The organism is Helicobacter pylori (genome assembly GCF_001653475.1).
In the GTDB taxonomy this organism is placed as follows: Bacteria; Campylobacterota; Campylobacteria; order Campylobacterales; family Helicobacteraceae; genus Helicobacter; species Helicobacter pylori_CM.
Genome location: NZ_CP011487.1, coordinates 1,004,239 through 1,029,580 on the forward strand (window position 1 = coordinate 1,004,239; position 25,342 = coordinate 1,029,580).

Sequence of the window (25,342 nt, forward strand, 5' to 3'; positions counted from 1 at the left end):
TTCTATAACTTTCTGCCTTTCTGCCTTTATTGGCTCACATTTGCTCTAAAGGGCTTCATGTGCTGCTAAGCTTTACGCCGTTATTGAGTTTTTCAATGATTGTAAGCGTGTTGTGGGAAAATTGTGGGTTTTTAGTGCTTGATTCTTTATCAGCTCAATTCAAGCCTTTCGTTAAGGCTTAAAAAATGTTAGAAACCCTTACAAAACAAGCTAATATATTCCATTCAATTTGCTTCAAGGACAAACAAACATGAAAAAACTTCTTTATACCATACTTGCGCTTCTTTTAATCGGCCTTTTAACAACCTATCTCATCCTTTTTACAGAATGGGGAAACAAAATCGTCGCTTCGTATATAGAGAAAAAAATCAACCCGAACGAGCGCTACTTGAGCGTTAAAACCTTTAAATTGAGATTCAACTCTTTGGATTTTAAAGCTCAAGCCAACGATGATTCTACGCTCATTCTTAAGGGGGATTTTTCACTTTTAAAGCAAAGCGTGGATTTGAATTACCATATAGATATTAAAAATTTACGCTCTTTCAAAGAATGGATACCCTACCCTTTAAGGGGGGCTATTGTCACTTCTGGGAATATCAAAGGACCTAGAAAAGCCCTTGTGATTCAAGGCGTCTCTAATGTGGCTCAATCCCACACTGCCTACAACGCCCTTTTAGATGATTTCAAGCTTTCTCGCTTAAGCCTGAACGCAAAAGACGCTAGTTTAGAAGATTTGCTTTATTTATTCAACCGCCCCGCTTATGCGAACGCAAGAGTGTCCTTACAAGCGGGTTTTAACTCTCTAAAGCCTTTAGAAGGGCATTTGCTTCTAACAGCCAATAACGCTTTAATCAATAACGCCCTAATCAATCAAATTTTTCATTTAAACCTTAAAGACACGCTTGTTTTCAACCTCTCGCACTCAAGTGGCTTTAAAGAGAACAAAGCCATCAGCGATACCACCTTGACTAGCCCTTTAGCCAATTTTACAGCTCTAAAAAGCGAATACCTTTTCTCTGCTTTAAAACTCAACGCCCCCTACACTTTAGAAATACCCAATCTAGCCAAACTCCAAAACATTATCAACCACCCCTTAAAAGGGAGTTTGACTCTAAAGGGCGCTATAGAGCAAAGCCCCAAACTTTTAAAAGTCAGCGGCCATTCAAATTTATTCGACGGCACGCTGGATTTCACACTTTTAAATAAAGATTTGAAAGCCCGTTTTTCCAATATTTCCACTTTAAAAGCCTTAGATTTATTCAATTACCCTAAGTTTTTCCAATCCGTTGCAGACGCTAATTTGGATTATGACCTTAGTGCTAAGCAAGGCGCATTGAAAGCCCGCCTAAAAAACGCAAGATTCCTCAAAAATTCGTTCAGCGATTTCCTCTACTCCATTTCTAAATTTGATATTACTAAAGAAATTTATAACGATGTCAATCTGACAAGCCAGATCAACCAGCAACGCCTGCTCTCTGATCTCAGCATGAAAAGCCCCAAAACCCAATTGAAAATCCATAACGGCTTATTGGATTTAAACACCAAGCAAATGGACATGCTCATGGATGCAGAAATTTTAAAATTCATTTTTAAAATGAAACTTCAAGGCAACATGCACCAGCCAAAATTTTCCCTCATTTTAAACGAAAAAGCCATCCAACAAAACCTGCAACAAGGCTTGAAAGAAATCTTAAAAAACGACACCCTTAAAAAAGGTTTAGACCATTTGCTTAAAGATGATAAGCTCAAAGAAAAGGTTGAAAAAGGGCTTAAGGGGCTTTTTTAACCCTATTTTAAAGGATAGAAATGGCACACATTTTAGTTAGCGGGGCGACTTCAGGGTTTGGGCTAGAAACCGCTAAAGCGTTTTTACAAAAAAACCATGTGGTTTTTGGCACAGGGAGGCGAAAAGAGAATTTACAAAAATTGCAACTCGCTTATCCCAAGCATTTCATTCCCTTGTGTTTTGATCTTAAAAACAAGCTTGAAACTAAGCGAGCGATAGAGACTATTTTTTCCATGACAAATCGCATTGACGCTTTAATCAATAACGCCGGCTTGGCGCTAGGCTTAAACAAGGCTTATGAATGCGAGCTAGACGACTGGGAAATCATGATAGACACGAATATCAAGGGGTTGTTGTATCTCACTCGTTTGATCTTGCCCTCTATGATAGAGCATAACCAAGGGACTATCATCAATCTTGGCTCTATCGCTGGCACTTACGCCTATCCTGGAGGGAATGTCTATGGAGCGAGCAAGGCGTTTGTGAAACAATTTTCTTTAAATTTGCGAGCGGATCTAGCCGGCACTAACATTAGAGTGAGTAATGTTGAACCCGGTTTGTGCGGCGAAACCGAATTTAGCATGGTGCGCTTTAAGGGCGATAAAATAAAAGCCCAATCCGTCTATGAAAACACCATTTACCTCAAACCACAAGATATTGCTAACATCGTGCTATGGATTTATGAACAACCCTTGCATGTCAATATCAACCGCATAGAAATCATGCCCACAAGCCAAACTTTCGCTCCCCTACCTACCCATAAAAACCCTTAAGGGGTTTTAAGAATAAATTCAAACTTTAACAACTTTTTAACTTATCTTCAAGAAAAGGGATTTTGGTTACTTTATTTTAGGCTCATTGTCTTAAGAGAATAGGAAGTATTTTGAAACAATCCTCCCTAAAATTCCCCTAATCCCCCAAAAGAACGCTTTTTAAAGCCGTTTAATCAAGCCTTATTCAAACTAAACTTTGATCTTAAGCTGCTTGAGAATATCGCATGCCCCTTTAGCACCTAATTTACAGCCTTTTTTAAAGTTCTCTATGGCTTGTTTTTCATTCCTTGTTACGCCTTCGCCATTGTATTGCATGGCCCCTAAGTTGAAACACCCTCCGCCATTTTCCAATTCGCATGCTTTAGAATAACGAGCGATAGCCTCTTTAAAATTCTTCGCCACGCCATCGCCATGATGATACATATTCCCTGCGTTAAAGCACCCCGGGCTGTCTTTCAAACCGCAAGCCTTGTCATACGAAGCGAGCGCTTTTTTCAAATCTTTAGGCGTGCCTCTGCCTTCATCATACAAGCTCCCTAATATCGTGCAACCATCGCCATCGTTTAAATCGCAAGCTTTAGCAAAATATTCCACCGATTTTTTAAAATCCCTAGTTACCACTTTACCATCATGATAAATCCCCCCTAAGCTCGCACACCCTTCAGCGTATTTCAAATCGCACGCTTTAGAATAGTATTGTAGGGCTTTATTGGTGTTTTGGGACACGCCCTGCCCGCTGTAATATAAATTCCCTAATAGATGACACCCATTGCTGTAATTCAAATCGCAAGCTTTAGCGTAAAATGAAGCGGCTTTTTTCAAGTTCTTTTCCACTCCTTGCCCTTGATAATAAAGCACCCCTAAATTAAAACACCCGCTATTTTCTTTCAAATCGCAAGCTTTTTCAAAATATTTCTTAGCTTGAGTGAAATCTTGCTCTTTGTAACTCTTTGTGCCCAAACCCACAAGCTCTTTAGGGTCTTGCTCTGCCATTAGCCCCCCTAAACACAACGCGCCCAAGCACAAAACCCTAAAAAGGGACTTTTTGACATTTCCTAACATGATGTATCTCCTTATTAAAAATTTTATTATAGTGTTATTAAGCAAATACAAAATGCCATGATCTCTTTGTTATCTTAAAGCTAACGCTCGCTTGCAAATTTCTGTGATTTTATCCCACTCTTTGTTTTGAATCAAATTTTTAGGGGTAAGCCAGCTCCCCCCCACGCACAAAACATTTTCTAAATCCAAATAAGAACGCATGTTATCCACGCTAATCCCCCCAGTAGGGCAAAATTTCACCCCTTTAAAAGGACCATTAAAAGCGTTTAAAAGCTTAACGCCCCCGCAATACTCTGCCGGGAAAAATTTTAAAGCGCTATAGCCCAATTCTAAGGCTTGCATGACTTCACTGCTACTAGAAACCCCAGGTATTAAAGGCATGTTTTTTTTCTTTGCGTATTCTAAAAGCTTTATTGTAAGACCCGGACTAATCAAAAACTCTGCCCCCCTATTTTGAGCTTGCTCTAATTGAGTGGGATTTAGGATCGTGCCAGCACCCACACGCATTTTTGGCACATTCTTAGCGATAAGCTCTATGGCCTCTAAAGCACAGTTGGAGCGCAAAGTCACTTCTATGATTTGAATACCCCCCTCTATCAGGCTTTGTGCTAAAGGCACAGCGTCTTTTATATTCTCAACCACCACCACAGGGACAATGGGGCTAATTTGTAAAATCTCTATTATTTTATCTTTCATTTTATCTCCTTTATATTTTTATACCTTATATGCCAAAACTCATAGCACCCTCTTCAGCGGTATTGACATTCAATCTTAAACTCGTAAATAATTCCCTACCCAACCCAAAACTAGGCTTTTCTAAATTTTCTAAGGTTTCTAAAAACAAGGGGTTGATGCCTCTATTTTCAAAATCCTTTTCAAGCACATTCAAAGCGTTATTAGGAGCGTCTAATTCTATCAAATCGCCATCTTTAATCTTAATGATCGCCCCATTTAACGCTCCCTCAGGGCTTAAATGGATCGCACTAGGCACTTTCCCGCTCGCCCCGCTCATGCGCCCATCCGTAACAAGTGCGACCTTATAGCCCATATCCTGCAAAGCCCCTAAATTCGTGGTGAGTTTGTGCAATTCTGGCATGCCGTTAGATTTAGGCCCTTGGAAAGGCAAGACAGCCACAAAGTCCCTTTCTAATTCTTTATTTTTAAAGCGTTCTAAAAATTCGCTTTGGGTTTTAAAAACAATCGCTCTGGCTTTAACTTTCCTATGCTCATCTTTAATGGCTGAGATTTTAATCACAGCCCGCCCTAAATTACCCTTTAAGATTTTAAGCCCCCCATTAGCAGCAAAAGGTTCGCTAACAGGGCGTAAAATGTCCGTATTCAGGCTATGACTAACAGCGTCTTTATACACCAATTGGCCGTTTTCTAAAAAGGGGGTTTTGGTGTAATTTTGCATGCCTTTTTGCGTTTCTGTATCCATAATGGTATGAGTGTCTTCAAATAAAAGCCCCTCTTTTAACAATTCTTTGATCACAAACGCTAAGCCCCCACACGCTTCAAAAGCGTTCACATCCACTGATCCGTTAGGATAGACTTTAGCTAAAAGGGGTATGAGATTAGAAACAGCGTCAAAATCATCCCAATTGAGAACCACCCCACAAGATCTAGCGATAGCGATTAAATGTAAAGTGTGGTTAGTGGAACCTCCTGTTGCCATTAAGCCTATAAGAGCGTTAAGAATGCTTTTTTCATCAATGAGTTTGGCTAAAGGCAGAACTTTCCCGCTCGCCAATCTTTTCGCGCTCTCTTCTACTAAAACCTTCCGCAAGGGGTTGTTAGGGTTGATAAAGCTAGAATTAGCCACATGCAACCCCATAAACTCCATCATCATTTGATTAGAATTAGCCGTGCCATAAAAAGTGCAAGTGCCCACATCATGATAGCTTTGCATTTCCACTTTTAAAAGCTCTTCTCTGTTGATCTTTCCCATTGCAAAATCTTGGCGCGCTTTGGCTTTTTTATAATTTTCTATCCCGCTCACCATAGGCCCACTTGGCACAAACACGCTCGCTAAATTCCCAAAGCTTAACGCTCCTATGAGTAAGCCTGGCACGATCTTATCGCACACGCCCAAAAAAAACGCCCCGTCAAAAACATTATGGCTTAACCCTACGGCGGTGCTTAAAGCGATCACATCTCTGCTGAATAAGCTCAATTCCATGCCATCATAACCCTGCGTGATACCATCACACATCGCTGGCACGCCACTAGCGACACTCGCATAAGCGTTATGCTCTTGCAACTCTTTTTTAATCAAGTCAGGGTAATTTTTAAAAGGTTGGTGGGCTGAAAGCATGTCATTATAAGCCGTGATAATCGCAAAATGCTTTCTTTTATGCGAACCTAAAGGTATTTTTAAATGCTCTGGCATGCTCGCTGTAACATGTGCGATATTCGCACAACCCAAGCTCTCAATCTTGGGCTGGTTTTTAGGGTTAAAAATATTTTCTAAATAAAGCTCTCTGGTTTTTTTGCTACGCTCTGTAATTTTTTCTTTGATTTGTTCTAAAGAATGCTTAGGCATGAACACCCCTTTAATTAAGATTTAATATATAATAATAACTCAAAAACACTCTAAAAGGGTTATTGATGTTAGATTTTGATCTGGTTCTTTTTGGTGCGACTGGGGATTTAGCCATGCGAAAGCTCTTTGTTTCGCTCTATGAAATTTATATCTATTATGGTTTTAAAAAAGATTCTAAAATTATCGCATCTGGGCGTAAGGATCTATCTAATGAAAAATTTTTAGCGCTTCTTTGCGAAAAGACACAACTGCATTCAAGAGAAAAGGGTAAGGAATTTTTAGCCCATATCAGTTATTTTTGCGTTCGTTTGGATAACCCTAAAGACTTTGAAGAATTGAGTAAAACCGCTACAAAAAATAAACCCTTGATTTTCTACTTTTCTATCTCTCCTGGTTTTTTTACAACGACCGCTCAAAATTTGGCCAAAAACGCGCTCAATCACGCTAATACGCGCTTGATTTTAGAAAAGCCTTTAGGGCATGATTTAAAGACTTGTAGAGAGATTTTCCAAAGCATTAGCGCTTTTTTTAAAGAAGAACAAATCTTTAGAATCGATCATTATTTAGGGAAAAAGGGCGTTCAAAATATCCTTGAATTGCGCTTAAATAACCCTATCTTAAACATTTTATGGGATCAAATCAGTGCGGTTGAAATCTGCGTGTATGAGACTTTAGGGGTGGAAGAAAGGGGCGAATTTTACGATAAAATCGGGGCTTTAAGGGATATGGTTCAAAACCATCTCTTGCAAATTCTATCCCTTATCGCTACAGATTTACCCAACGATTTAAAGGATTTGAGAAAAGAAAAAATCAAAGTTTTAAAAACCTTACAACCCCCTAAAGACTTTAAAAAACAGGTTGTTCGGGCCCAATATCAAGGCTATAGAGATGAAAATAAGGTCAATAAAGAGAGCCAGACAGAGACTTTTGTCGCTATTAAAGCCTTTTTGGATACGCCTAAATTTAAGGGCGTGCCTTTCTACCTTAAACACGCTAAAAAAATGTCCCGCAACCAAGCGAGCGTGAAAATCCATTTTAATGCAGTCAATACGCTAGAATTTTTTCTCTCTCAAGATAAAATCACCCTCACCCTAAAAGATCATCAAAACCCCCTTATTTTAGAAACCCATCACAAACAAGAATTTTTACAGCCCTACGCTAAATTGCTCTATGATGCGATACAAAATAACCACAATAATTTCGCCCACCAGTTGGAATTAGAAGCGTCATGGGTTTTTATTGACACGCTCATAGAAGGTTTTATGAATAACGCCACGCCCTTATATTCCTATGAAAGCCACAATCTAAACGAATCAGAATTTTTAAAACCACTCTATCAATAAAAGGGATTTCATGGGTTATCAATTGTTTGAATTTGAAAATTTACAAGATTGCCACAAGGTTTTAATAGAGCGTTTTAAAGAATTTTTTAACACCGCCTTAAAAAAGCATCATCAGGTTTCTATCGCTTTTTCTGGGGGCCGTTCGCCCGTTAGCTTGTTGCAAAAATTGAGCGTTTTAGATCTCAAATGGCATGAGTGTTTAATCAGTTTGGTGGATGAACGCATTATAGACACAAGCCATGATGATAGCAACACCAAATTATTACACGACTACTTGTTGCAAAATAACGCCTTAAAAGCTTCTTTCATCCCGCTTTTGCCTGAAAAGATTTCTAGCGATACAAACGCGCTTTTTAATTTTGCTAACCAGCATTTCAAACAGCCCCATTTAGCCATTTTGGGCATGGGGACTGACGGGCATACGGCTAGCCTTTTTCCTGAAACGAGTGCTTTTTTAAACGAAGAAAAAGAAAATATCGTCTTGACTAAGCCAGCTAACGCTCCTTATGAGCGCCTGAGCATGTCTATTAACGCCTTAGAAAATTGCGAAAAACTTTTCTTAAGCATTAGCGGAGCGCAAAAAAGGGGAGTTTTAGAAAAAGCTTTAAAAGAAAACGCTCCCTATTCTCTGCCGATTGCTCGGATTTTACATTCTAAAAAAGTTACCACGGAGGTGTTTTATGCCAAACACTGAAACTTACCCAAGACTATTAGCCGATATTGGTGGCACGAACGCGCGCTTTGGTTTAGAAGTCGCCCCACGACAGATTGAATGCATTGAAGTTTTGCCATGCGAAGATTTTGAAAGCTTGAGCGATGCGGTGCGATTCTACCTTTCTAAATGCAAAGAAAGCCTTAAACTGCACCCTATTTATGGCTCTTTTGCTGTGGCTACACCCATTATGGGGGATTTTGTCCAAATGACTAACAACCACTGGACTTTTTCTATTGAAACGACACGGCAATGTTTGAATTTAAAAAAATTGCTTGTCATCAATGATTTTGTCGCGCAAGCCTATGCCATTAGCGCGATGCAAGAAAACGATCTGGCTCAAATAGGCGGAATTAAGTGCGAAATCAACGCTCCTAAAGCGATTTTAGGGCCAGGAACTGGGCTTGGGGTAAGCACTCTTATCCAAAACAGCGATGGCTCTTTAAAAGTCTTGCCCGGTGAAGGGGGGCATGTGAGCTTTGCCCCTTTTGATGATCTAGAAATTTTAGTGTGGCAATACGCCCGCTCTAAATTCAACCATGTGAGCGCGGAAAGGTTTTTGAGCGGGAGCGGTTTGGTGTTGATTTATGAAGCCCTGTCTAAACGCAAAGGATTAGAAAAAGTGGCGAAGTTAAGCAAGGCTGAATTAACCCCACAAATCATTAGCGAACGCGCTTTGAATGGGGATTACCCTATATGCCGATTGACCTTGGACACTTTTTGCTCCATGCTGGGCACGCTCGCTGCTGATGTGGCTCTCACTTTGGGGGCTAGGGGGGGCGTGTATTTGTGTGGGGGGATTATCCCGCGATTCATTGATTATTTTAAAACTTCGCCCTTTAGAGCGCGTTTTGAAACGAAAGGGCGCATGGGAGCGTTTCTCGCTTCTATCCCTGTACATGTCGTGCTGAAAAAAACTCCAGGACTTGATGGGGCAGGCATTGCGTTAGAGAATTATTTACTGCATGATAAGATATAGCAGTATTAAGACAGAAGCGCCTTATACAAGGGGTGTGTTTAAAGCACGCCAAACAACGATACCATATAACCAACAATGATAAAATTAGTTAAACCTATAGAAATATAAGCAAACCATAAAAACGATACAATAGCGGTATTTTAATCAAACAAGGAGTTTTAATGAAAGTTCAATCTAAAGGTTTTGCTATTTTTTCTAAAGACGGGCATTTCAAACCCCATGATTTTAGCCGCCATGCTGTAGGCCCTAAAGATGTGTTGATTGACATTCTTTATGCAGGGATTTGCCATAGCGATATTCATAGTGCTTATAGCGAATGGAAAGAAGGCATTTATCCTATGATTCCTGGGCATGAAATCGCTGGGATCATCAAAGAAGTGGGTAAGGAAGTTAAGAAATTTAAGGTTGGCGATGTGGTGGGCGTGGGCTGTTTTGTCAATTCATGCAAAGCGTGTAAACCCTGTAAAGAACACCAAGAGCAATTTTGTGCTAAAGTGGTATTCACTTACGATTGTTTGGATTCTTTCCATGGCAACGAACCCCACATGGGCGGATACTCTAATAATATTGTCGTGGATGAAAACTATGTGATTAGCGTGGATAAAAACGCTCCTTTAGAAAAAGTAGCCCCCTTGCTTTGCGCAGGCATCACCACTTATTCGCCCTTAAAATTTTCTAAAGTTACCAAAGGCACAAAAGTTGGCGTCGCTGGGTTTGGCGGGCTAGGAAGCATGGCGGTTAAATACGCTGTGGCTATGGGGGCTGAAGTGAGCGTTTTTGCAAGAAATGAACACAAAAAGCAAGACGCTTTAAGCATGGGGGCTAAACATTTCTACACTGACCCTAAACAATGCAAAGAAGAATTGGATTTTATCATTTCAACCATTCCTACCCATTATGACTTAAAAGACTACCTCAAGCTCTTAACTTATAATGGCGATCTAGCCCTTGTGGGACTCCCCCCTGTAGAAGTCGCTCCAACGCTCAGCGTTTTTGATTTTATCTTTTTAGGCAATCGCAAGGTTTATGGCTCATTGATTGGGGGCATTAAAGAAACCCAAGAGATGATGGATTTTTCTATTAAACACCATATTTACCCTGAAGTGGATTTGATTTTAGGCAAGGATATTGACACCGCTTATCACAACCTAACCCATGGGAAAGCGAAATTCCGCTATGTGATTGATATGAAAAAATCGTTTGATTAAAGGCTTTGGCTCTAGCTCTTTTTTAAGAGCTTGAGTTGGATTAGGATTTTTTTGGTTGGTGCATGGAGTTTTAAGAATCGCAGAGTCTTACCCACAAGGCTCTTGAATGGCATGAGGATGCAGTGTTTGACAAACACCCTAAAGAGTTTCTTTTGTGCGTTTTTAGGGAGTCTATGAACATGCGAGAAGTAGTGGTTCAAGAACGCTTCAAGGGAGTTTTCTTTAATCTCTGCATGGGCATGCGAGAAGTAGTGGTTTAAGAACATTTCGAGATTTTCCTGCTTGATTGCGTCATGGATGCACGAAAAATAATGATCTAAAAAAGTCTTGAGCGCGTCATGGGCGATCTGCTCTTCAGTCTTTTCTAGGGGAAAGTAGTAGCGATAGGCAACGATGCTGTGGTAACGATGCCATTTTTCGCTGCCTATTTCCACCCTAGCGATCGAATCAATCCAATCGCTCATAAAAGGGGTTTTAGTCAAAGCGTTCAGCCATAAATCCGCTTTTAAACCAAAAGGATAATCCCAAGGCTTCACCGCCCCCAACCAAGCGTCATAGTGGATAATGGTAGGGTTTTGAAGTGCCCCTAAAATGGTTTTCTTGTAATTCTTGTTTAAATACGCGTTAGAAAAATCTTTAATGGTGTAATACCAAGGGAAAACGCAATATTCAATCCCTAAAGCTTTCATGTTAGGCCAACACCATTTTGTAAAATCCAACTCTTCTTTAGCCTCATTCCCCTTTAAAAGATTATGCATTCTTAAGGTGAAATTCTTCTTGCGCCAGTAATCTAAATTGCAAAACAAAAACCCTTCCATCATGTGGTGCTTTTCAACTTCTAAAACCCCATAAAAATAATTCTCATCATCTTCTTTAATGTTTAAGAAATCAGCGCTAAATTCATTACAAAAGATGACATCCACATCGCTCCACACCATTTTGGAATATTTGGGGAACAAGTCCGCTAGAAAATACTTCACTAACACCATTTTAGAAAAACGCTTGGTGAAATCCTCATCAAAAGGATTAGGGATAGTGTCTAAAAAAGGTTCAATATCTTTCACTTCTAAAGCAGCAAATTCTTTAAAAGACTCTGCGATTTGGTAAAGCTTTGCCTTATCTTCTTCATTCAAGCCCACCACTAAAGCGTGTAGGGTGTAACGAATTTTTTTATTGGCTTTAGCGATGCTTTCCAACAAGGAATAAATACATGCGCCCGCAGGAATAAGGTAATTCTTATCAAAAGCAAAAGCGATAGGGATATGAAAATCTTGTTCTTTAAAAGAATGGCTTGAAGCTGGAGTCATAAAAATTAAATACCCTTTTTTAAAGCTATTTTATCCAAAAAAAAAAAAACCAAACTTGAAAGGGTTCTGTTTTGGGTTTTTATGTTGTTTTTAATGAAAATTAATTTAAAATCGTATCTTGTCTTTAAGTGTGGCTATTTTAAATGCTGCAATGTTAAAAGATGATGAAAGGGGCTGTATTCTCATTTGATTTTCTTAAAAAAATCTCTTTTTGCGTTGTTATTTTCAAGTTTTTTAATACCACCCTTAATCAAGGCGGCTAGTTTTGTCTATGACTTGAAGTTTATGAGCTTTAATTTCAATTTAGTGGCCCCAGCCAACAACCCCTATTGGAATAGCCTAACCAAAATGCAAGGTCGTCTCATGCCTCAAATTGGCGTTCAATTAGACAAAAGACAGGCCTTGATGTTTGGAGCGTGGTTCATTCAAAATTTACACACGCATTATAGTTATTTCCCTTATTCATGGGGGGTTACGATGTATTACCAATACATAGGGAAAAATTTGAGGTTTTTTTTAGGCATTGTGCCACGAAGCTATCAAATAGGGTATTACCCTTTAAGCGCTTTTAAAAAACTTTTTTGGTTTATAGACCCTACTTTTAGGGGAGGAGCGTTTCAATTCAAGCCGGCTTATGATCCTAATCGCTGGTGGAATGGGTGGTTTGAGGGCGTTGTTGATTGGTATGGGGGGCGCAATTGGAACAACCAGCCCAAAAAGAAAAATTACGATTTTGATCAATTCTTGTATTTTGTTTCTTCAGAATTTCAGTTTCTTAAAGGGTATTTGGGTTTAGGGGGACAGCTTGTCATTTTTCATAACGCTAGCTCTCATAGCATGGGAGATAACTACCCTTATGGCGGAAATTCCTACTTAAAACCAAGCGATGCAACCCCACAATGGCCTAATGGCTACCCCTATTTCAGTCAAAAAAATAACCCACAAGGCGGAGAAATAGGGAAATACTCTAACCCTACTATTTTAGATAGAGTCTATTACCACGCTTATCTTAAAGCGGATTTTAAAAATCTCATGCCTTATATGGACAATATTTTTATGACCTTTGGCACGCAGTCGTCTCAAACCCATTATTGCGTGCGTTATGCTAGCGAATGTAAAAACGCCCGATTTTATAACAGCTTTGGGGGGGAATTTTACGCTCAAGCGCAATACAAGGGCTTTGGGATTTTTAACAGATACTATTTTTCCAACAAACCCCAAATGCACTTTTATGCCACTTATGGCCAATCCCTTTATACCGGACTGCCATGGTATAGAGCCCCCAATTTTGACATGATAGGGCTTTATTATGTTTATAAAAATAAATGGGTGAGCGTGCGAGCGGATGCGTTTTTTAACTTTTTAGGTGGGGGCGATGGGTATCATTTGTATGGAAAAGGGGGCAAGTGGATCACTACTTATCAGCAATTCTTAACCCTAACCATAGACACACGAGAGTTGATTGATTTTGTCAAATCTAAAACCTCTAAATAACTATATCTAAAAATTATAGATATAATTGAAATAAGCGACCGGTAAGCGGTGCCATAGAGTAGTCGCGCTCAAGCCATCAATGATTTCAGTTCTTTTGTTAGGAATGAAAGGGAATTTCAACCCGAAAGTGATTTCATTGTGGAAAAAGCCAAAACGAAAACCCACTTTCACAAGCAATTGGAAAAGCGAATTTTCTTTGCCTAAATTTTGAGCGATAATCCCATGCATAGCCCCTCCTGGCATGTAAGTCGCCCCAGCGATGCCTAAGCCAAACTCTAACCCTAAAAACATCTTTGGCGAATTGAAAGCGTCCCACAAACCGCTAAATTCTAAACCATAGGTAGAAATATAGGATTTGTGAGAAGAAAAAGTCTGATCATAAAACAACCCGTAACGAAAACCCACATGCTCTACAGCTTGCGTTTTAGCCACAAATTTCCCCCCTAACACCACACCAAAGCCATTGCCGGTCATGAAATACGATTTATCTACAGACTCGGTGCTAAAAGATGTGTTGATCGCGCTAAGTTGATACCCAACCCCTAAATAAAATGTATTCCTATCCGCAAATTTAGGTTTTTTGGATTTTTCATCAAGCTCTGCCTCTGTGGCTTGAAGCGATGATAATAACGCCATGCCCATCAATATTTTAACCATTGTTTTATTCATAACCCAATTCCTTATGTTATCCTGCCCCACACTTGCCCCATACAGACTAAAATCAAATCACACCCTAAATAATAACAAAGTTTAAAATAAATATTAGTGGTTTTTATTGAGAACGCCTATCTTTTTAGAATAAATAGCCATAAAATAGCCATAATGCTTGTGGGTATGCCCCCATTTTCCTGTAAAAATTCTTAAAAAGGTGTTGTTATAAGACATATTAATGGTTTTTCTTGTATAATTTGGGTATATTCAATTTATTTTTATACGATATTAAGGAGACATACTACCATGTTTCAAATTAGATGGCATGCACGAGCTGGCCAAGGTGCTATCACCGGTGCTAAGGGGCTGGCTGATGTGATTTCAAAAACAGGCAAAGAAGTGCAAGCGTTCGCTTCTTATGGTTCAGCTAAAAGGGGGGCTGCTATGATGGCTTATAACCGCATTGATGATGAGCCTATTTTAAACCATGAACGCTTCATGCAACCTGATTATGTGCTGGTGATTGATCCCGGTTTGGTTTTCATTGAAAACATCTTCGCTAATGAAAAAGAAGACACAACCTATATCATCACTAGCTATCTTAACAAAGAAGAATTGTTTGAAAAAAAACCTGAACTGAAAACCCGTAAGGTGTTTTTAGTGGATTGTTTAAAAATCTCTATGGAAACCTTAAAACGCCCCATCCCTAACACGCCCATGCTAGGGGCGTTGATGAAAGTGTCTGGCATGCTTGAAATCGGGGCTTTTAAAGAAGCTTTTAAGAAAGTTTTAGGCAAAAAGCTCACGCAAGAAGTCATTGACGCTAACATGCTCGCTATCCAAAGAGCTTATGAAGAAGTTCAATAACATTAAGGAGCAAAGATGAAAGATTGGAATGAATTTGAAATGGGAGCGGTGCTCTTCCCTTTTGAAAAAAACGCGCAAAGCGAAATGGAAAAACACAATGATGAGCGCCATTACACCGAGCAAAGCTACTTCACCACTTCAGTGGCTCATTGGCGCGTGGCTAAGCCTGTGCATAACAATAATATTTGCATCAATTGCTTTAATTGTTGGGTTTATTGCCCAGACGCTGCTATTCTTTCAAGAGAGGGCAAATTAAAAGGCGTGGATTATTCTCATTGTAAAGGCTGTGGCGTGTGTGTGGATGTCTGCCCCACCAACCCTAAATCGCTATGGATGTTTGAAGAACAAATTGAGCCTGCTACCGCTCTCACTCAATGGCCGCAAAAACAAGAAAAGAAAAAATCATAAGGAAAAGATATGGCAAGAAGTATTGAATTACAAGAGATAGAAGTGTGGGATGGTAATACCGCTAGCTCTAACGCTTTAAGACAGGCTCAAATTGATGTCGTCGCAGCCTATCCTATCACCCCATCAACGCCCATTGTACAGAATTATGGCTCGTTTAAGGATAATGACTATATTGATGGCGAATTTGTTTTAGTGGAATCTGAGCATGCCGCCATGAGTGCATGCGTGGGAGCTGCTGCTGCAGGCGGGAGGGTCAGCACTGCGACTAGCTCTCAAGGTTTAGCGTTAATGGTAGAGGTTTTATACCAGGCTTCTGGCATGCGTTTGCCTATCGTTTTGAATTTAGTCAATCGTGCTTTAGCAGCCCCTTTGAATATCCATGGCGATCATTCTGATATGTATTTAAGCAGGGATTCTGGTTGGATAAGTTTATGCACATGCAACCCCCAAGAAGCTTATGATTTCACTTTAATGGCGTTTAGAATCGCAGAGCATCAGAAGGTACGCGTGCCTACTATTGTCAATCAAGATGGCTTTTTATGCTCGCACACCGTGCAGAATGTCCGCCCTTTGAGCGATGAAGTGGCTTATCAATTCGTAGGCGAATACCAAACCAAACATTCCCTTTTGGATTTTGATAAACCGGTAAGCTATGGCGCACAAGCTGAAGAAGAATGGCATTATGAGCATAAAGCCCAACTCCACCATGCGATCATGAGCGCATCTTCTGTGATTGAAGAAGTGTTCAATGATTTCGCTAAACTCACCGGCAGACAATACCATCTGACTAAAACTTTCCAGCTAGAAGACGCTGAAATCGCTATCTTTGCATTAGGCACTACCTATGAATCAGCGATCGTAGCGGCTAAAGAAATGCGTAAAAAAGGCATTAAGGCCGGTGCGGCTACCATCCATTCCTTACGCCCCTTCCCTTATGAAAAATTAGGGCAGGATTTGAAAAATCTTAAAGCTTTAGCGGTTTTAGACAAGAGCTCTCCAGCGGGTGCTATGGGAGCGATGTTTAATGAAGTAACGAGCACGGTGTATCAAACGCAAGGGACTAAACACCCTGTGGTGTCTAACTATATCTATGGTTTAGGCGAAAGGGATATGACAATCGCGCATTTATGTGAAATTTTTGAAGAAATCAATGAAGACGCTCTTAAAGGCACGCTCACGCACTCTACCCAACAATTCGTAGGCTTGCGCGGTCCTAAAATGAGCTTTTTTTAAAAAGGAAATATCATGGTAAAAGAAGTCAAAACACTCAAAGGTTTTAGCCAAAGCGCTGAAAAATTTCAAGGCTCACACTTGCTTTGTCCGGGTTGTGGGCATGGCATTATCGTGCGCGAAGTTTTAAACGCTGTAGATGGGCCTATTGTTTTAGGCAATTCTACCGGCTGTTTAGAGGTATGCTCGGCGGTGTATCCGCACACTTCATGGGATGTGCCTTGGATTCATATTGGTTTTGAAAATGGCTCTACGGCGATTTCAGGGGTGGAAGCGATGTATAAAGCACTCGTGAATAAGGGCCGCTATCAAGGTCAAAAACCAAAATTTGTGGCATTCGGGGGCGATGGGGCTAGTTATGATATTGGTTTTCAATTCATCAGCGGTTGCATGGAAAGAGGGCATGACATGACTTACATTTGCCTAGATAATGAAAACTACGCCAATACCGGCGGCCAAAGAAGCGGCTCTACACCATTAGGGGCTAGCACTTCTACCACGCCATCAGGATCGGTTAGCTTTGGCAAAAAAGAAAAGAAAAAAGACATCGTCAATATCATGGCAAGCCATGGGGTTCCTTATGTGGCACAACTCTCGCCCAATAAATGGAAAGACATGAATAAAAAGATTAAAACCGCACTAGACACTGAAGGGCCTTGCTTCATCAACGCTCTTAGCCCATGCACGACTGAATGGAAATTTGAATCCAATAAAACCATTGAATTAGCGGATATGGCTGTGGATAGCTTGATGTTCCCCCTATTTGAAATCTTTAATGGCAGGGAGTTGAAAATCACTTACCGCCCAAGAAATATCATTCCTGTAAAGGATTATTTAGGGGCTCAAAAGCGCTTCAAACACCTTTTCAAAAAAGAAAACGAACACATTATTGAAGAATTGCAAAAAGATGTGAATGAGCGTTGGGAATACTTGCAACGCAGAGAAGAAGCTAAAGTATAGCTCTTCCATTAAATCAAGGCGCTTTTTGCGTCTTGTGTGATTTTCTCCCTTGACTTTTTAAACCCCTTTAAGTAACATAAATTCCATTTTGATTTTAAGGATTTGCCGGTGTTAGAACGCTATGCGAATGAAGAAATGAAAGCCCTATGGAATGAGCAAACCAAGTTTGAAACCTATTTAGAAGTGGAAAAAGCTGTCGTTAGGGCGTGGAACAAGCTTGGGCAAATCCAAGATAGCGATTGTGAAAAAATCTGCTCAAAGGCGGCATTCAACCTTGAGCGCATCAAAGAAATTGAAAAAACCACTAAGCATGATTTAATCGCTTTCACCACTTGCGTGGCTGAAAGTCTGGGCGAAGAATCCCGTTTTTTTCATTATGGGATCACTTCTAGCGATTGCATTGATACGGCTATGGCGCTATTGATGACAAAAAGCTTAAAACTCATTCAAAAAGGCGTTAAAAACCTCTATGAAACCCTTAAAAACAGGGCTTTAGAGCATAAAGACACGCTGATGGTGGGCAGAAGCCATGGGGTGTTTGGCGAACCCATTACTTTTGGATTAGTGTTGGCCCTTTTTGCCGATGAAATCAAACGGCATTTAAAAGCCTTAGATTTAACGATGGAATTTATCAGCGTGGGAGCGATCAGTGGGGCTATGGGGAATTTCGCACACGCCCCCTTAGAATTAGAAGAATTAGCGTGCAAATTTTTAGGCTTAAAAACCGCCAATATCAATAATCAAGTCATTCAAAGAGACCGCTACGCTAGGCTTGCATGCGATCTGGCTCTTTTAGCGAGCAGTTGTGAAAAAATCGCTGTCAATATCCGCCATTTGCAACGCAGTGAAGTCTATGAAGTGGAAGAAGCTTTTTCAGCAGGGCAAAAAGGAAGCTCTGCGATGCCTCACAAAAGAAACCCCATATTGAGCGAGAATATCACCGGGCTTTGCAGGGTGATTCGCTCTTTTGCTACCCCTATGCTAGAAAATGTCGCCTTATGGCATGAAAGGGACATGAGCCATAGCTCTGTGGAGCGTTTTGCATTGCCCGATCTGTTCATCACTAGCGATTTTATGCTCAGCCGCTTGAATAGCGTGATTGAAAATTTGGTGGTTTATCCTAAAAACATGCTTAAAAATTTAGCTTTGAGTGGGGGGCTAGTCTTTTCGCAACGGGTGTTATTGGAATTGCCTAAAAAAGGTTTGAGCAGAGAAGAAAGCTATCTCATCGTGCAAGAAAATGCGATGAAAATATGGGAGGTTTTGCAACAAGGAGCTTTTAAAAACGCTGATGAAAATTTGTTTTTAAACGCCCTACTCAACGATGAACGCTTGAAAAAATATTTGAGCGAGGATGAAATCAAAGCATGTTTTGATTATAGTTATTACACTAAAAATGTGGGGGCGATTTTTAAAAGGGTGTTTGAATAAGGCGCGTTTTTACAAAAACAAAACTATAAAATTAAGCGGTAAAAAATTAAAGTTTTAAATTAAGGGGTTTTTTGAAGCGAGCGTTATGTTTAATTTTAGGGCTTTCTTGCGCACTTAATGCAGAGGGTTTTAAAGACATTTTGACTAAAGGGGATTACACTTTTTTTAATAAAAAGGTGGTTTTGCCCATCAAACGCTATGCGGATAGATCGGCGTTTTATCTGGGGCTTGGGTATCAATTAGGAAGCGTTCAGCACAACTACAGCAATTTGAATCTATTCCAGCGTTTCACTAGAACCCAAATCCTTTTCAGCGATGGCTTAAGCCCTGTTTTTAAAAATTCGTATGTGTCTAATGGTCTTGGCGTACAAGCGGGCTATAAATGGGTGGGCAAGCATGAAGAAACGAAATGGTTTGGCTTCAGGTGGGGGCTATTTTATGATTTGAGCGCCTCTCTTTATGGTGCTCAAGAATCGCAGTCTATCATCATTTCCACTTACGGCTCTTATATGGATTTATTATTTAACGCTTATAATGGGGATAAGTTTTTTGCCGGGTTCAATCTGGGGATTGCTTTTGCTGGAGTGTATAAGAAATTGAGCAATGAATTATTGTATCAAACGCTTCTTCAAGACACTTTTGGCGGGAAAGTGGATCCAAATGGCTTCCAGTTTTTGGTGGATTTAGGGGTTCGTTTGGGGAATAAGCGCAACCAATTTGGCTTTGGGATTAAAATCCCTACTTATTATTTTAACCATTATTATTCCATGAATAACATTAGCAATAATAGTGGAGATGTCCTAAAGGTTTTACGATTTTTAGAATACGGGATCAACAGCTTGTTGTATCAAGTTGATTTCAGGTGCAATTACTCGGTTTATTTCAACTACACTTATAGTTTTTAAGCGATAGTTTTTAAAGCGTTCTTAATTTAGCGATTTCGTCTCTCAAACGCATCGCTTCTTCAAAATCCAAATTTTTCGCGCATTCTCGCATTTTTTTATCCAGTTCTTTAATGATTTTTTCCCTTTCACTTTTAGGTATTTTGTCCTTTTTTAAGGCTTTAGCGATTTTAATTTCATCGTCTCTTAATTTCAACTCCTCTTCTAAAGCGCGAGTAACGGTTTTGGGAGTAATATGATGAAGCTTATTAAACTCTTCTTGCTTAGCGCGCCTGTAGCTAGTAACTTCAAAGGCTTTTTGCATGCTTTGAGTGGTTTTTTTAGCGTATAATAAAACCTTGCCATTAGCGTTTCTAGCGGCTCGCCCCATGGTTTGAATGAGGCTTGTTTCACTCCTTAAAAACCCTTCTTTATCCGCATCCATGATCGCTACTAAAGAGACTTCAGGCAAATCCAGCCCTTCTCTTAAAAGATTGATCCCTATTAAAATGTCAAATTCTTTAAGCCTTAAAGAGCGGATAATGTGATTTCGTTCAATCGCATCAATTTCACTATGCATGTAACGCGCTTTCAAGCCCCATTCAGCATAATATTTGCACAATTCTTCTGCCATTTTTTTAGTGAGTGTGGTGATGAGCACCCTTTCATCTCTAGCCACCACTAACTTGATTTCATCAAATAAATCCTGGACTTGCTTGTCGCTGTCTCGCACTTCAAATTTAGGGTCTAAAAGCCCTGTAGGGCGAATGATTTGCTCAGCGACATTCTTTTTAGAAAGCTCTAATTCTAGCTTATTGGGCGTAGCGGACACAAAAAGGAACTGGCAATTTTTATGGATAAATTCATCAAATTTTAAAGGGCGGTTGTCTAAAGCACTAGGCAATCTAAAACCATATTCCACTAAAACGCTTTTCCTGCTCATATCCCCTGCATACATCCCCCCAAACTGCGACAAACTCACATGGCTTTCATCCACAATGACTAAAAACTCCCGCTCAAATATCCCTAAATAATCAAACAAACAAAAAGGCGTTTCATTAGGGGCTTTGCCTGTAAAATGGCGCGCGTAATTTTCAATGCCCTTACACACACCAGTTGCGCTAATCATTTCTAAATCATGCTCGGTGCGTTGTTTCAAGCGGTTGTATTCAAGCATTTTATCCTGCTCTTTAAAAAATTTCAATCTTAAAGCGAGTTCATCTTCAATGCTTTTAAGCGCTAAATTCAACCTCTCACTCCCTACGGCAAACTGACTGGCCGCATAAAGCATGACAGAATCCAAGCGCTTGATTTCATTTTTTTCTAAAGCGTCAAAGACAGCAATCCTTTCTATCTCATCGCCAAAAAATTCAATCCTAATGAATTCAGCGTCATTATAAGCGGGGAAAATATCCACGCATTCCCCCGCCGCTCTAAAGCTCCCCCTATCAAACACCACTTCATTACGGCTATAACCCATTTCTACTAGCTTTAATAAAAAGCTCTTATAAGCGCGCTTCTCGCCCACTTTGATTTTTTCCATGACTTTTAAATATTCTTCAGGGTTACCCAAACCATAATTAGCCGAAACGCTCGCTATCACGATCACATCATCATAACCTAAAAGTGAGGTGGTCGCGCTCAATCTTAAACGCTCTAAATCATCATTAATAGAGCTGTCTTTTTCAATGAATAAATCCCTTCTAGGAATATAGCTTTCAGGCTGGTAATAATCAAAGTGGGAGATAAAATACTCCACCCTATTATGTGGGAAAAACGCCTTAAATTCGCTATAAAGCTGCGCGCATAAAGTCTTATTATGGCTCATGATCAAAGCGGGTTTATTGGTTTGAGCAATGATATTAGCCATCGTATAAGTCTTACCGCTTCCTGTAACCCCCACTAAAGTTTGATAATGGTTGTTATTTTTCAAGCTTTTCGTTAAGGCTTCTATAGCTTGGGGTTGATCGCCTGCTGGCGGATAAGGGCTTTTTAAATCAAATAAAGGCATCTTTAAAACTCGCATTTTTTAGGGGTATTATAGTGGTTTTTAAACACGCCTTATTCAATCTCAAAAAAATCAATGTTTTGATAATGATTGTTTTTTGGCTTCACTAATTTCATTTTTAGCTTGTTCTCTAGCGTCTTTGATCGTTTCAAGGCTTTCGGTCTTGTTAGCGTTAATTTAATTTGTAGCGTTACCTCTAGCTTCTTTTAAAAAGATTTGATAGCTCGTTAAAGCCTGGTTGTGGTTTCTGTAATCCCGTTTTCTAACCTTTCAATCTCGCTTCTAATGTTTTGCGCATTAGCGTTTAGGGTGTTTATCACTCCTTGCTCGTTTGCGCGCATGCTAGCGTTAAAATTAGTAAAATAGCTTTCATATTCTCGCATTTTAGTTTTTAATTCATGGCTTCGTTCAAGGATTTGGGTAATTCCACGCCTGCGATTGGGTGCGTTGCGGTATAAAGTCTATAAGGTGGATTTAGTCCATTGATACTTTAACGCTCCGCTTAAAGTGGTCGCTAAACCTTTGGCTATTGTTTGGAGTTTGTAAATTTAGGGGTTTGTTAAGACAAGGGGAATATTCAGGCGAGACAAACAAAGCAAAGTTATAACAAGCAATGTTTTTTGGCTAAAGTTTTTAGTATAAAGCCACTTAGCCATGAAAAATGCAATATCTTTAATCTATCGCTTCAAATCAATGGCTCAAAAAACACGCTACTTAGTATAAAACAAAAAATCCTTCAATCAAGCCCAAGTTTGAGAGTTATCGGCTTGAAGTGTTCTTTTTCTTACAATTTTTATCAATGTCAAAATCACATGCTTTTTGCATGTATTCATCAGCTTTTTGCTTATCTTTTTCCACACCTAACCCATACCGATAAGACTCTGCTAACCCTTCATAAGCCCTAGAAGAACTTATATCAGCCGCCATTTTATAATAAACAACAGCCTTATCTTTGTCTGGATCAATACCCAATTGATCATTCCCACTATAATAAATATCCCCTAAAAGGATATAAGCTTCTACATTACCCTTATGCATCGCTTTTCTAAAGTACTCTGTCGCTTTCACATAGTTGCTTGGAACTCCCCTACCCTCCATATACATGATGCCTAAGTTTATATAGGCGTTAGTATAGCCTTTCTCTGTAGCTATTCTAAAATACTCCACGGCTTTCTTTTCATCTTTAGGAACTCCCCTACCCTCTTTATACATCACACCTAAATTGTTATACCCTCTAGGTATATCGTTATCAACAGCTTTTTGAAAATATTCAACCGCTTTCTTGTAATCTTTAGGAACGCCCCTACCATTTTCATACATGATTCCCAAAAGAATATAAGCAAGCGGCTCGCCATTTTTAATAGCACTCTTATAAAAAGAAGCCGCTCGCTCGTATTCCTTATTATTATAGGCTTCCTCCCCTTTATAAATATAATTCCCTCTCTGTCCAAGGTGTTCTGCCCCAAGAGTGCTAAATAAACACAAACCTACTAAACAAATTTTCAAGGCTAATTTACTTGAGTATCTCATTGTTGCTCCTCTACTATTAATAAGATCAAAATAATGTCAACAGCCACCAATCTTAAAAAACAAATTGCATGCGTTCCAGAATCAGCAAACACTCTCAAACTCCATTTTTGCATACACCATTTTAGATCGAATATCGTCTCTTGTATTGAGAAATTCTACACTATTTTTATGAATTTTAAAACTAAATTTAAGATTTCCTCGCTAAAAAGCCCCCCCCCAAAAAAAATAGGGAAAGATGAGAGCTAAAAAGCCTGTATATGACAAAGAATTAAAATTCTTTCCTTGGATCCGTTGCCCCATAGAAAACGCTCCCTTTAGTTTTAGGCAAAACTTGGATCGCATTCACATCGCCCATGACCGGCTTAGTAACGATTTGATAGCCCATTTTAGTGAGGTTATCTTTCACATCAGCGGGCATGCCAAACTTTTCAATCCTTAATTCATCAGGAAGCCATTGCATGTGGAATCTAGGGGCTGAGACCGCTTCAGAAATATTCATATTATAATCAATGACATTGGAAATCACTTGCAACACCGTAGTGATAATCCTAGACCCTCCAGGGCTTCCCACCACCATGAAAACCTTATTGTTTTTCAACACAATCGTAGGCGACATGGAGCTTAAAGGGCGCTTATTGGCTTCAATCGCATTCGCATCGCCCCCTACTAAACCATAGAGATTAGGATTCCCAGGCTTTATGGAAAAATCATCCATTTCATTGTTCAATAAAAATCCTGCCCCATCAATACTAGCAGCACTCCCATAAGAAGCGTTAATGGTGTAAGTAACGCTGACTGCATTCCCCCACCTGTCCGCTACAGAATAATGCGTGGTATTGCTCCCCTCATGCAACTGCCCCATTCCTGGTTTGATTTGAGAGCTTGGCGTAACCGTATCTGGCTGGATAGTGTCAAAAATCTTTTTGGCATACGCCTTATTAATCAATTTATCTACCGGCACTGAAACAAAATCAGCGTCTCCCATATAAACCGATCTGTCCGCATAAGCTTGACGCATCGCTTCTGCAGCGATATGGATATTCTTAGAAGCCCCATACCCAAGGGCGCTCAAATCCGCATTCTCCATGACATTTAAAATCTGGATCAAATGCGTGCCTCCTGAACTTGGTGGCGACATAGAAATGATCTTATACCCGCGATAACTCCCTACCACAGGTTTACGCCATTTCACATTATAACTGGCTAAATCTTCTTTAGTGATAATCCCTCCATTTTTTTTCATGTCTTTCTCAATAAGCTCAGCGACTTGCCCTTGATAAAAGCCCTTAGCGCCTAGCGTTTTGATTTGATTTAAAGTCTTGGCTAAATCTTTTTGGACAAACAAATCCCCTTCTTGATAATCAAGATGCCCTTTTTTAAAAAAATACTTTTTGCTAGAGCTATATTTTAAAAACCGCTCCCTTGCTTCTTTTAGGGTTTCTGCTTGTCTTTGTGAAATCGCATAACCATTTTCAGCCAATTTAATGGCAGGATCAATGAGTTGCGATAGTTTTTTGGTGCCGTATTTTTTCAACATCGCTTCCATGCCCGCCACCGTTCCAGGAACCCCAGCCGCCAAATAGCCATCTTCGCTGAGTTTAGGGACTACATTGCCTTGCTTGTCTAAAAACATGTTCTTAGTGGCTTTTAAGGGGGCTTTTTCTCTAAAATCTAAGGCAACATTTTCACCATTAGCTAAATGGATAACCGCAAAACCCCCACCACCAATATTGCCTGCTGCAGGATGGACGACCGCTAGAGCAAAACCTATCGCTACAGCCGCATCAATCGCATTACCCCCATCTTCTAAAACCTTTTGCCCGATCTCACTAGCTAGCGGGTGGCTAGAAAGGGCTAACCCTACTTTAGTGTTTTTAATGGGGGGGTAACTCGCTGCACTCAAAGGGCTCAACAAACCCAAAGAGAGCACCATCACACCCAAGCCAATCGTCTTTAAAAAACTCCGTCTCATCTATTTTCCTTTCAATCAACAATAATTGTTATTATAGCATAAGCTTTACAAAGCACCCTCTCGCTTATAGCTTATAAAAGCTATTAATCATCATCGTTTGAATGTTGGTTATAAAAAAGACTCTGAGTTTTAAAATAAACAGAGTTTAAAAAATAAGTTAAGTAAGGCTTATTGGATAAAAACGCTATTGGCAGAAAA

General features: G+C 39.8%; 23 protein-coding genes. 13 read left to right on the forward strand and 10 right to left on the reverse strand.

The features are described from left to right. Window positions 1–250: 250 nt before the first annotated feature. Entirely contained in the window at window positions 251–1,786 is a 1,536-nt protein-coding gene (locus AA974_RS04810) for a hypothetical protein (protein WP_064433645.1), read from the forward strand. Between the two features lie 20 nt (window positions 1,787–1,806). Further along, entirely contained in the window at window positions 1,807–2,559 is a 753-nt protein-coding gene (locus AA974_RS04815) for an SDR family oxidoreductase (RefSeq protein WP_064433646.1), read from the forward strand. Window positions 2,560–2,748: 189 nt separating this feature from the next. Here AA974_RS04815 and hcpC read toward each other — a convergent pair whose 3' ends face one another. The 3 genes from hcpC to edd all read right to left on the reverse strand — a co-directional run bounded on the left by hcpC (window position 2,749) and on the right by edd (window position 6,163). After that, window positions 2,749–3,621: a Sel1-like repeat protein HcpC gene (gene hcpC, locus AA974_RS04820; RefSeq protein WP_064433647.1), complete on the reverse strand. Its 873-nt coding sequence runs from the start codon at window positions 3,619–3,621 to the stop codon at window positions 2,749–2,751. Window positions 3,622–3,690: 69 nt separating this feature from the next. Continuing rightward, entirely contained in the window at window positions 3,691–4,317 is a 627-nt protein-coding gene (locus tag AA974_RS04825; protein ID WP_064433648.1) for a bifunctional 4-hydroxy-2-oxoglutarate aldolase/2-dehydro-3-deoxy-phosphogluconate aldolase, read from the reverse strand. 25 nt (window positions 4,318–4,342) lie between these two features. Next, complete coding sequence (gene edd, locus AA974_RS04830) at window positions 4,343–6,163, reverse strand: phosphogluconate dehydratase (RefSeq protein ID WP_064433649.1); 1,821 nt, start codon at window positions 6,161–6,163, stop codon at window positions 4,343–4,345. 65 nt (window positions 6,164–6,228) lie between these two features. Here edd and AA974_RS04835 point away from each other — a divergent pair, with 65 nt between their 5' ends. The 4 genes from AA974_RS04835 (at window position 6,229) to AA974_RS04850 (ending at window position 10,405) form a co-directional block, all read left to right on the forward strand. Then, the gene (locus tag AA974_RS04835) at window positions 6,229–7,506 is read left to right on the forward strand and encodes a glucose-6-phosphate dehydrogenase (RefSeq protein WP_064433650.1); all 1,278 of its coding nucleotides are present in this window, start codon (window positions 6,229–6,231) and stop codon (window positions 7,504–7,506) included. Between the two features lie 10 nt (window positions 7,507–7,516). Continuing rightward, the gene (gene pgl, locus AA974_RS04840) at window positions 7,517–8,200 is read left to right on the forward strand and encodes a 6-phosphogluconolactonase (protein WP_064433651.1); all 684 of its coding nucleotides are present in this window, start codon (window positions 7,517–7,519) and stop codon (window positions 8,198–8,200) included. After that, a complete protein-coding gene (locus AA974_RS04845; RefSeq protein WP_064433652.1) occupies window positions 8,187–9,197 on the forward strand; it encodes a glucokinase in 1,011 nt (336 codons plus the stop codon). The genes pgl and AA974_RS04845 overlap by 14 nt, the downstream gene beginning before the upstream one ends. Window positions 9,198–9,358: 161 nt before the next feature. Then, window positions 9,359–10,405 carry an NAD(P)-dependent alcohol dehydrogenase gene (locus AA974_RS04850; RefSeq protein WP_064433653.1) on the forward strand — a complete coding sequence of 349 codons (1,047 nt, stop codon included), beginning with the start codon at window positions 9,359–9,361 and terminating at the stop codon, window positions 10,403–10,405. An 11-nt stretch (window positions 10,406–10,416) separates the two neighbouring features. On the opposite strand, the gene AA974_RS04855 is transcribed toward AA974_RS04850, so the two are convergent. After that, complete coding sequence (locus tag AA974_RS04855; RefSeq protein WP_064433654.1) at window positions 10,417–11,712, reverse strand: glycosyltransferase family 8 protein; 1,296 nt, start codon at window positions 11,710–11,712, stop codon at window positions 10,417–10,419. 186 nt (window positions 11,713–11,898) lie between these two features. Here AA974_RS04855 and AA974_RS04860 point away from each other — a divergent pair, with 186 nt between their 5' ends. After that, complete coding sequence (locus AA974_RS04860) at window positions 11,899–13,206, forward strand: hypothetical protein (protein WP_064433655.1); 1,308 nt, start codon at window positions 11,899–11,901, stop codon at window positions 13,204–13,206. A gap of 6 nt (window positions 13,207–13,212) precedes the next feature. Here AA974_RS04860 and AA974_RS04865 read toward each other — a convergent pair whose 3' ends face one another. Together AA974_RS04865 and AA974_RS08190 are read right to left on the reverse strand one after the other, a co-directional pair. After that, window positions 13,213–13,875 carry an outer membrane protein gene (locus tag AA974_RS04865; protein WP_064433656.1) on the reverse strand — a complete coding sequence of 221 codons (663 nt, stop codon included), beginning with the start codon at window positions 13,873–13,875 and terminating at the stop codon, window positions 13,213–13,215. A gap of 93 nt (window positions 13,876–13,968) precedes the next feature. Next, on the reverse strand, window positions 13,969–14,091 hold the full coding sequence (locus AA974_RS08190) for a hypothetical protein (RefSeq protein ID WP_268864594.1): 123 nt from the start codon (window positions 14,089–14,091) through the stop codon (window positions 13,969–13,971). Between the two features lie 72 nt (window positions 14,092–14,163). Between AA974_RS08190 and AA974_RS04870 the strand changes: the two genes are divergently transcribed. The 6 genes from AA974_RS04870 (at window position 14,164) to AA974_RS04895 (ending at window position 19,658) form a co-directional block, all read left to right on the forward strand. Beyond that, on the forward strand, window positions 14,164–14,724 hold the full coding sequence (locus tag AA974_RS04870; protein WP_000486455.1) for a pyruvate flavodoxin oxidoreductase subunit gamma: 561 nt from the start codon (window positions 14,164–14,166) through the stop codon (window positions 14,722–14,724). A gap of 15 nt (window positions 14,725–14,739) precedes the next feature. After that, window positions 14,740–15,132, forward strand: coding sequence for a 4Fe-4S dicluster-binding protein (locus tag AA974_RS04875; protein ID WP_000656174.1), 393 nt, complete (start codon window positions 14,740–14,742; stop codon window positions 15,130–15,132). Window positions 15,133–15,141: 9 nt separating this feature from the next. Beyond that, window positions 15,142–16,365: a 2-oxoacid:ferredoxin oxidoreductase subunit alpha gene (locus AA974_RS04880; protein ID WP_064433657.1), complete on the forward strand. Its 1,224-nt coding sequence runs from the start codon at window positions 15,142–15,144 to the stop codon at window positions 16,363–16,365. A gap of 12 nt (window positions 16,366–16,377) precedes the next feature. Next, window positions 16,378–17,322 carry a thiamine pyrophosphate-dependent enzyme gene (locus AA974_RS04885; protein WP_064433658.1) on the forward strand — a complete coding sequence of 315 codons (945 nt, stop codon included), beginning with the start codon at window positions 16,378–16,380 and terminating at the stop codon, window positions 17,320–17,322. A gap of 108 nt (window positions 17,323–17,430) precedes the next feature. After that, the gene (gene purB / locus AA974_RS04890) at window positions 17,431–18,753 is read left to right on the forward strand and encodes an adenylosuccinate lyase (protein WP_064433659.1); all 1,323 of its coding nucleotides are present in this window, start codon (window positions 17,431–17,433) and stop codon (window positions 18,751–18,753) included. 71 nt (window positions 18,754–18,824) lie between these two features. Continuing rightward, a complete protein-coding gene (locus tag AA974_RS04895; RefSeq protein ID WP_064433660.1) occupies window positions 18,825–19,658 on the forward strand; it encodes an outer membrane protein in 834 nt (277 codons plus the stop codon). Between the two features lie 10 nt (window positions 19,659–19,668). On the opposite strand, the gene uvrB is transcribed toward AA974_RS04895, so the two are convergent. From uvrB to ggt, 4 genes are all read right to left on the reverse strand, one after another. Beyond that, window positions 19,669–21,645 carry an excinuclease ABC subunit UvrB gene (gene uvrB / locus AA974_RS04900; RefSeq protein WP_064434071.1) on the reverse strand — a complete coding sequence of 659 codons (1,977 nt, stop codon included), beginning with the start codon at window positions 21,643–21,645 and terminating at the stop codon, window positions 19,669–19,671. A gap of 224 nt (window positions 21,646–21,869) precedes the next feature. Then, window positions 21,870–22,025, reverse strand: coding sequence for a hypothetical protein (locus tag AA974_RS08240; protein ID WP_154815444.1), 156 nt, complete (start codon window positions 22,023–22,025; stop codon window positions 21,870–21,872). Window positions 22,026–22,401: 376 nt separating this feature from the next. After that, a complete protein-coding gene (locus AA974_RS04905; protein WP_064433661.1) occupies window positions 22,402–23,172 on the reverse strand; it encodes a tetratricopeptide repeat protein in 771 nt (256 codons plus the stop codon). Between the two features lie 268 nt (window positions 23,173–23,440). Further along, window positions 23,441–25,144, reverse strand: a complete 1,704-nt coding sequence (ggt, locus tag AA974_RS04910; RefSeq protein ID WP_064433662.1) for a gamma-glutamyltransferase — start codon at window positions 25,142–25,144, stop codon at window positions 23,441–23,443. Window positions 25,145–25,342: the final 198 nt, after the last annotated feature.

Bases quoted from the DNA above. Each gene is read 5' to 3' on its own strand.
- AA974_RS04865 (WP_064433656.1), bottom strand. From the start codon at position 13,875: ATGAATAAAACAATGGTTAAAATATTGATGGGCATGGCGTTATTATCA.
- AA974_RS04905 (WP_064433661.1), bottom strand. From the start codon at position 23,172: ATGAGATACTCAAGTAAATTAGCCTTGAAAATTTGTTTAGTAGGTTTG.
- AA974_RS04880 (WP_064433657.1), top strand. From the start codon at position 15,142: ATGGCAAGAAGTATTGAATTACAAGAGATAGAAGTGTGGGATGGTAAT.
- AA974_RS08190 (WP_268864594.1), bottom strand. From the start codon at position 14,091: ATGTCTTATAACAACACCTTTTTAAGAATTTTTACAGGAAAATGGGGG.
- AA974_RS04815 (WP_064433646.1), top strand. From the start codon at position 1,807: ATGGCACACATTTTAGTTAGCGGGGCGACTTCAGGGTTTGGGCTAGAA.
- AA974_RS04825 (WP_064433648.1), bottom strand. From the start codon at position 4,317: ATGAAAGATAAAATAATAGAGATTTTACAAATTAGCCCCATTGTCCCT.
- pgl (WP_064433651.1), top strand. From the start codon at position 7,517: ATGGGTTATCAATTGTTTGAATTTGAAAATTTACAAGATTGCCACAAG.
- AA974_RS04810 (WP_064433645.1), top strand. From the start codon at position 251: ATGAAAAAACTTCTTTATACCATACTTGCGCTTCTTTTAATCGGCCTT.
- AA974_RS04885 (WP_064433658.1), top strand. From the start codon at position 16,378: ATGGTAAAAGAAGTCAAAACACTCAAAGGTTTTAGCCAAAGCGCTGAA.
- AA974_RS08240 (WP_154815444.1), bottom strand. From the start codon at position 22,025: ATGCGAGAATATGAAAGCTATTTTACTAATTTTAACGCTAGCATGCGC.
- AA974_RS04875 (WP_000656174.1), top strand. From the start codon at position 14,740: ATGAAAGATTGGAATGAATTTGAAATGGGAGCGGTGCTCTTCCCTTTT.
- AA974_RS04835 (WP_064433650.1), top strand. From the start codon at position 6,229: ATGTTAGATTTTGATCTGGTTCTTTTTGGTGCGACTGGGGATTTAGCC.
- uvrB (WP_064434071.1), bottom strand. From the start codon at position 21,645: ATGCCTTTATTTGATTTAAAAAGCCCTTATCCGCCAGCAGGCGATCAA.
- AA974_RS04855 (WP_064433654.1), bottom strand. From the start codon at position 11,712: ATGACTCCAGCTTCAAGCCATTCTTTTAAAGAACAAGATTTTCATATC.
- edd (WP_064433649.1), bottom strand. From the start codon at position 6,163: ATGCCTAAGCATTCTTTAGAACAAATCAAAGAAAAAATTACAGAGCGT.
- ggt (WP_064433662.1), bottom strand. From the start codon at position 25,144: ATGAGACGGAGTTTTTTAAAGACGATTGGCTTGGGTGTGATGGTGCTC.
- AA974_RS04845 (WP_064433652.1), top strand. From the start codon at position 8,187: ATGCCAAACACTGAAACTTACCCAAGACTATTAGCCGATATTGGTGGC.
- AA974_RS04850 (WP_064433653.1), top strand. From the start codon at position 9,359: ATGAAAGTTCAATCTAAAGGTTTTGCTATTTTTTCTAAAGACGGGCAT.
- hcpC (WP_064433647.1), bottom strand. From the start codon at position 3,621: ATGTTAGGAAATGTCAAAAAGTCCCTTTTTAGGGTTTTGTGCTTGGGC.
- AA974_RS04870 (WP_000486455.1), top strand. From the start codon at position 14,164: ATGTTTCAAATTAGATGGCATGCACGAGCTGGCCAAGGTGCTATCACC.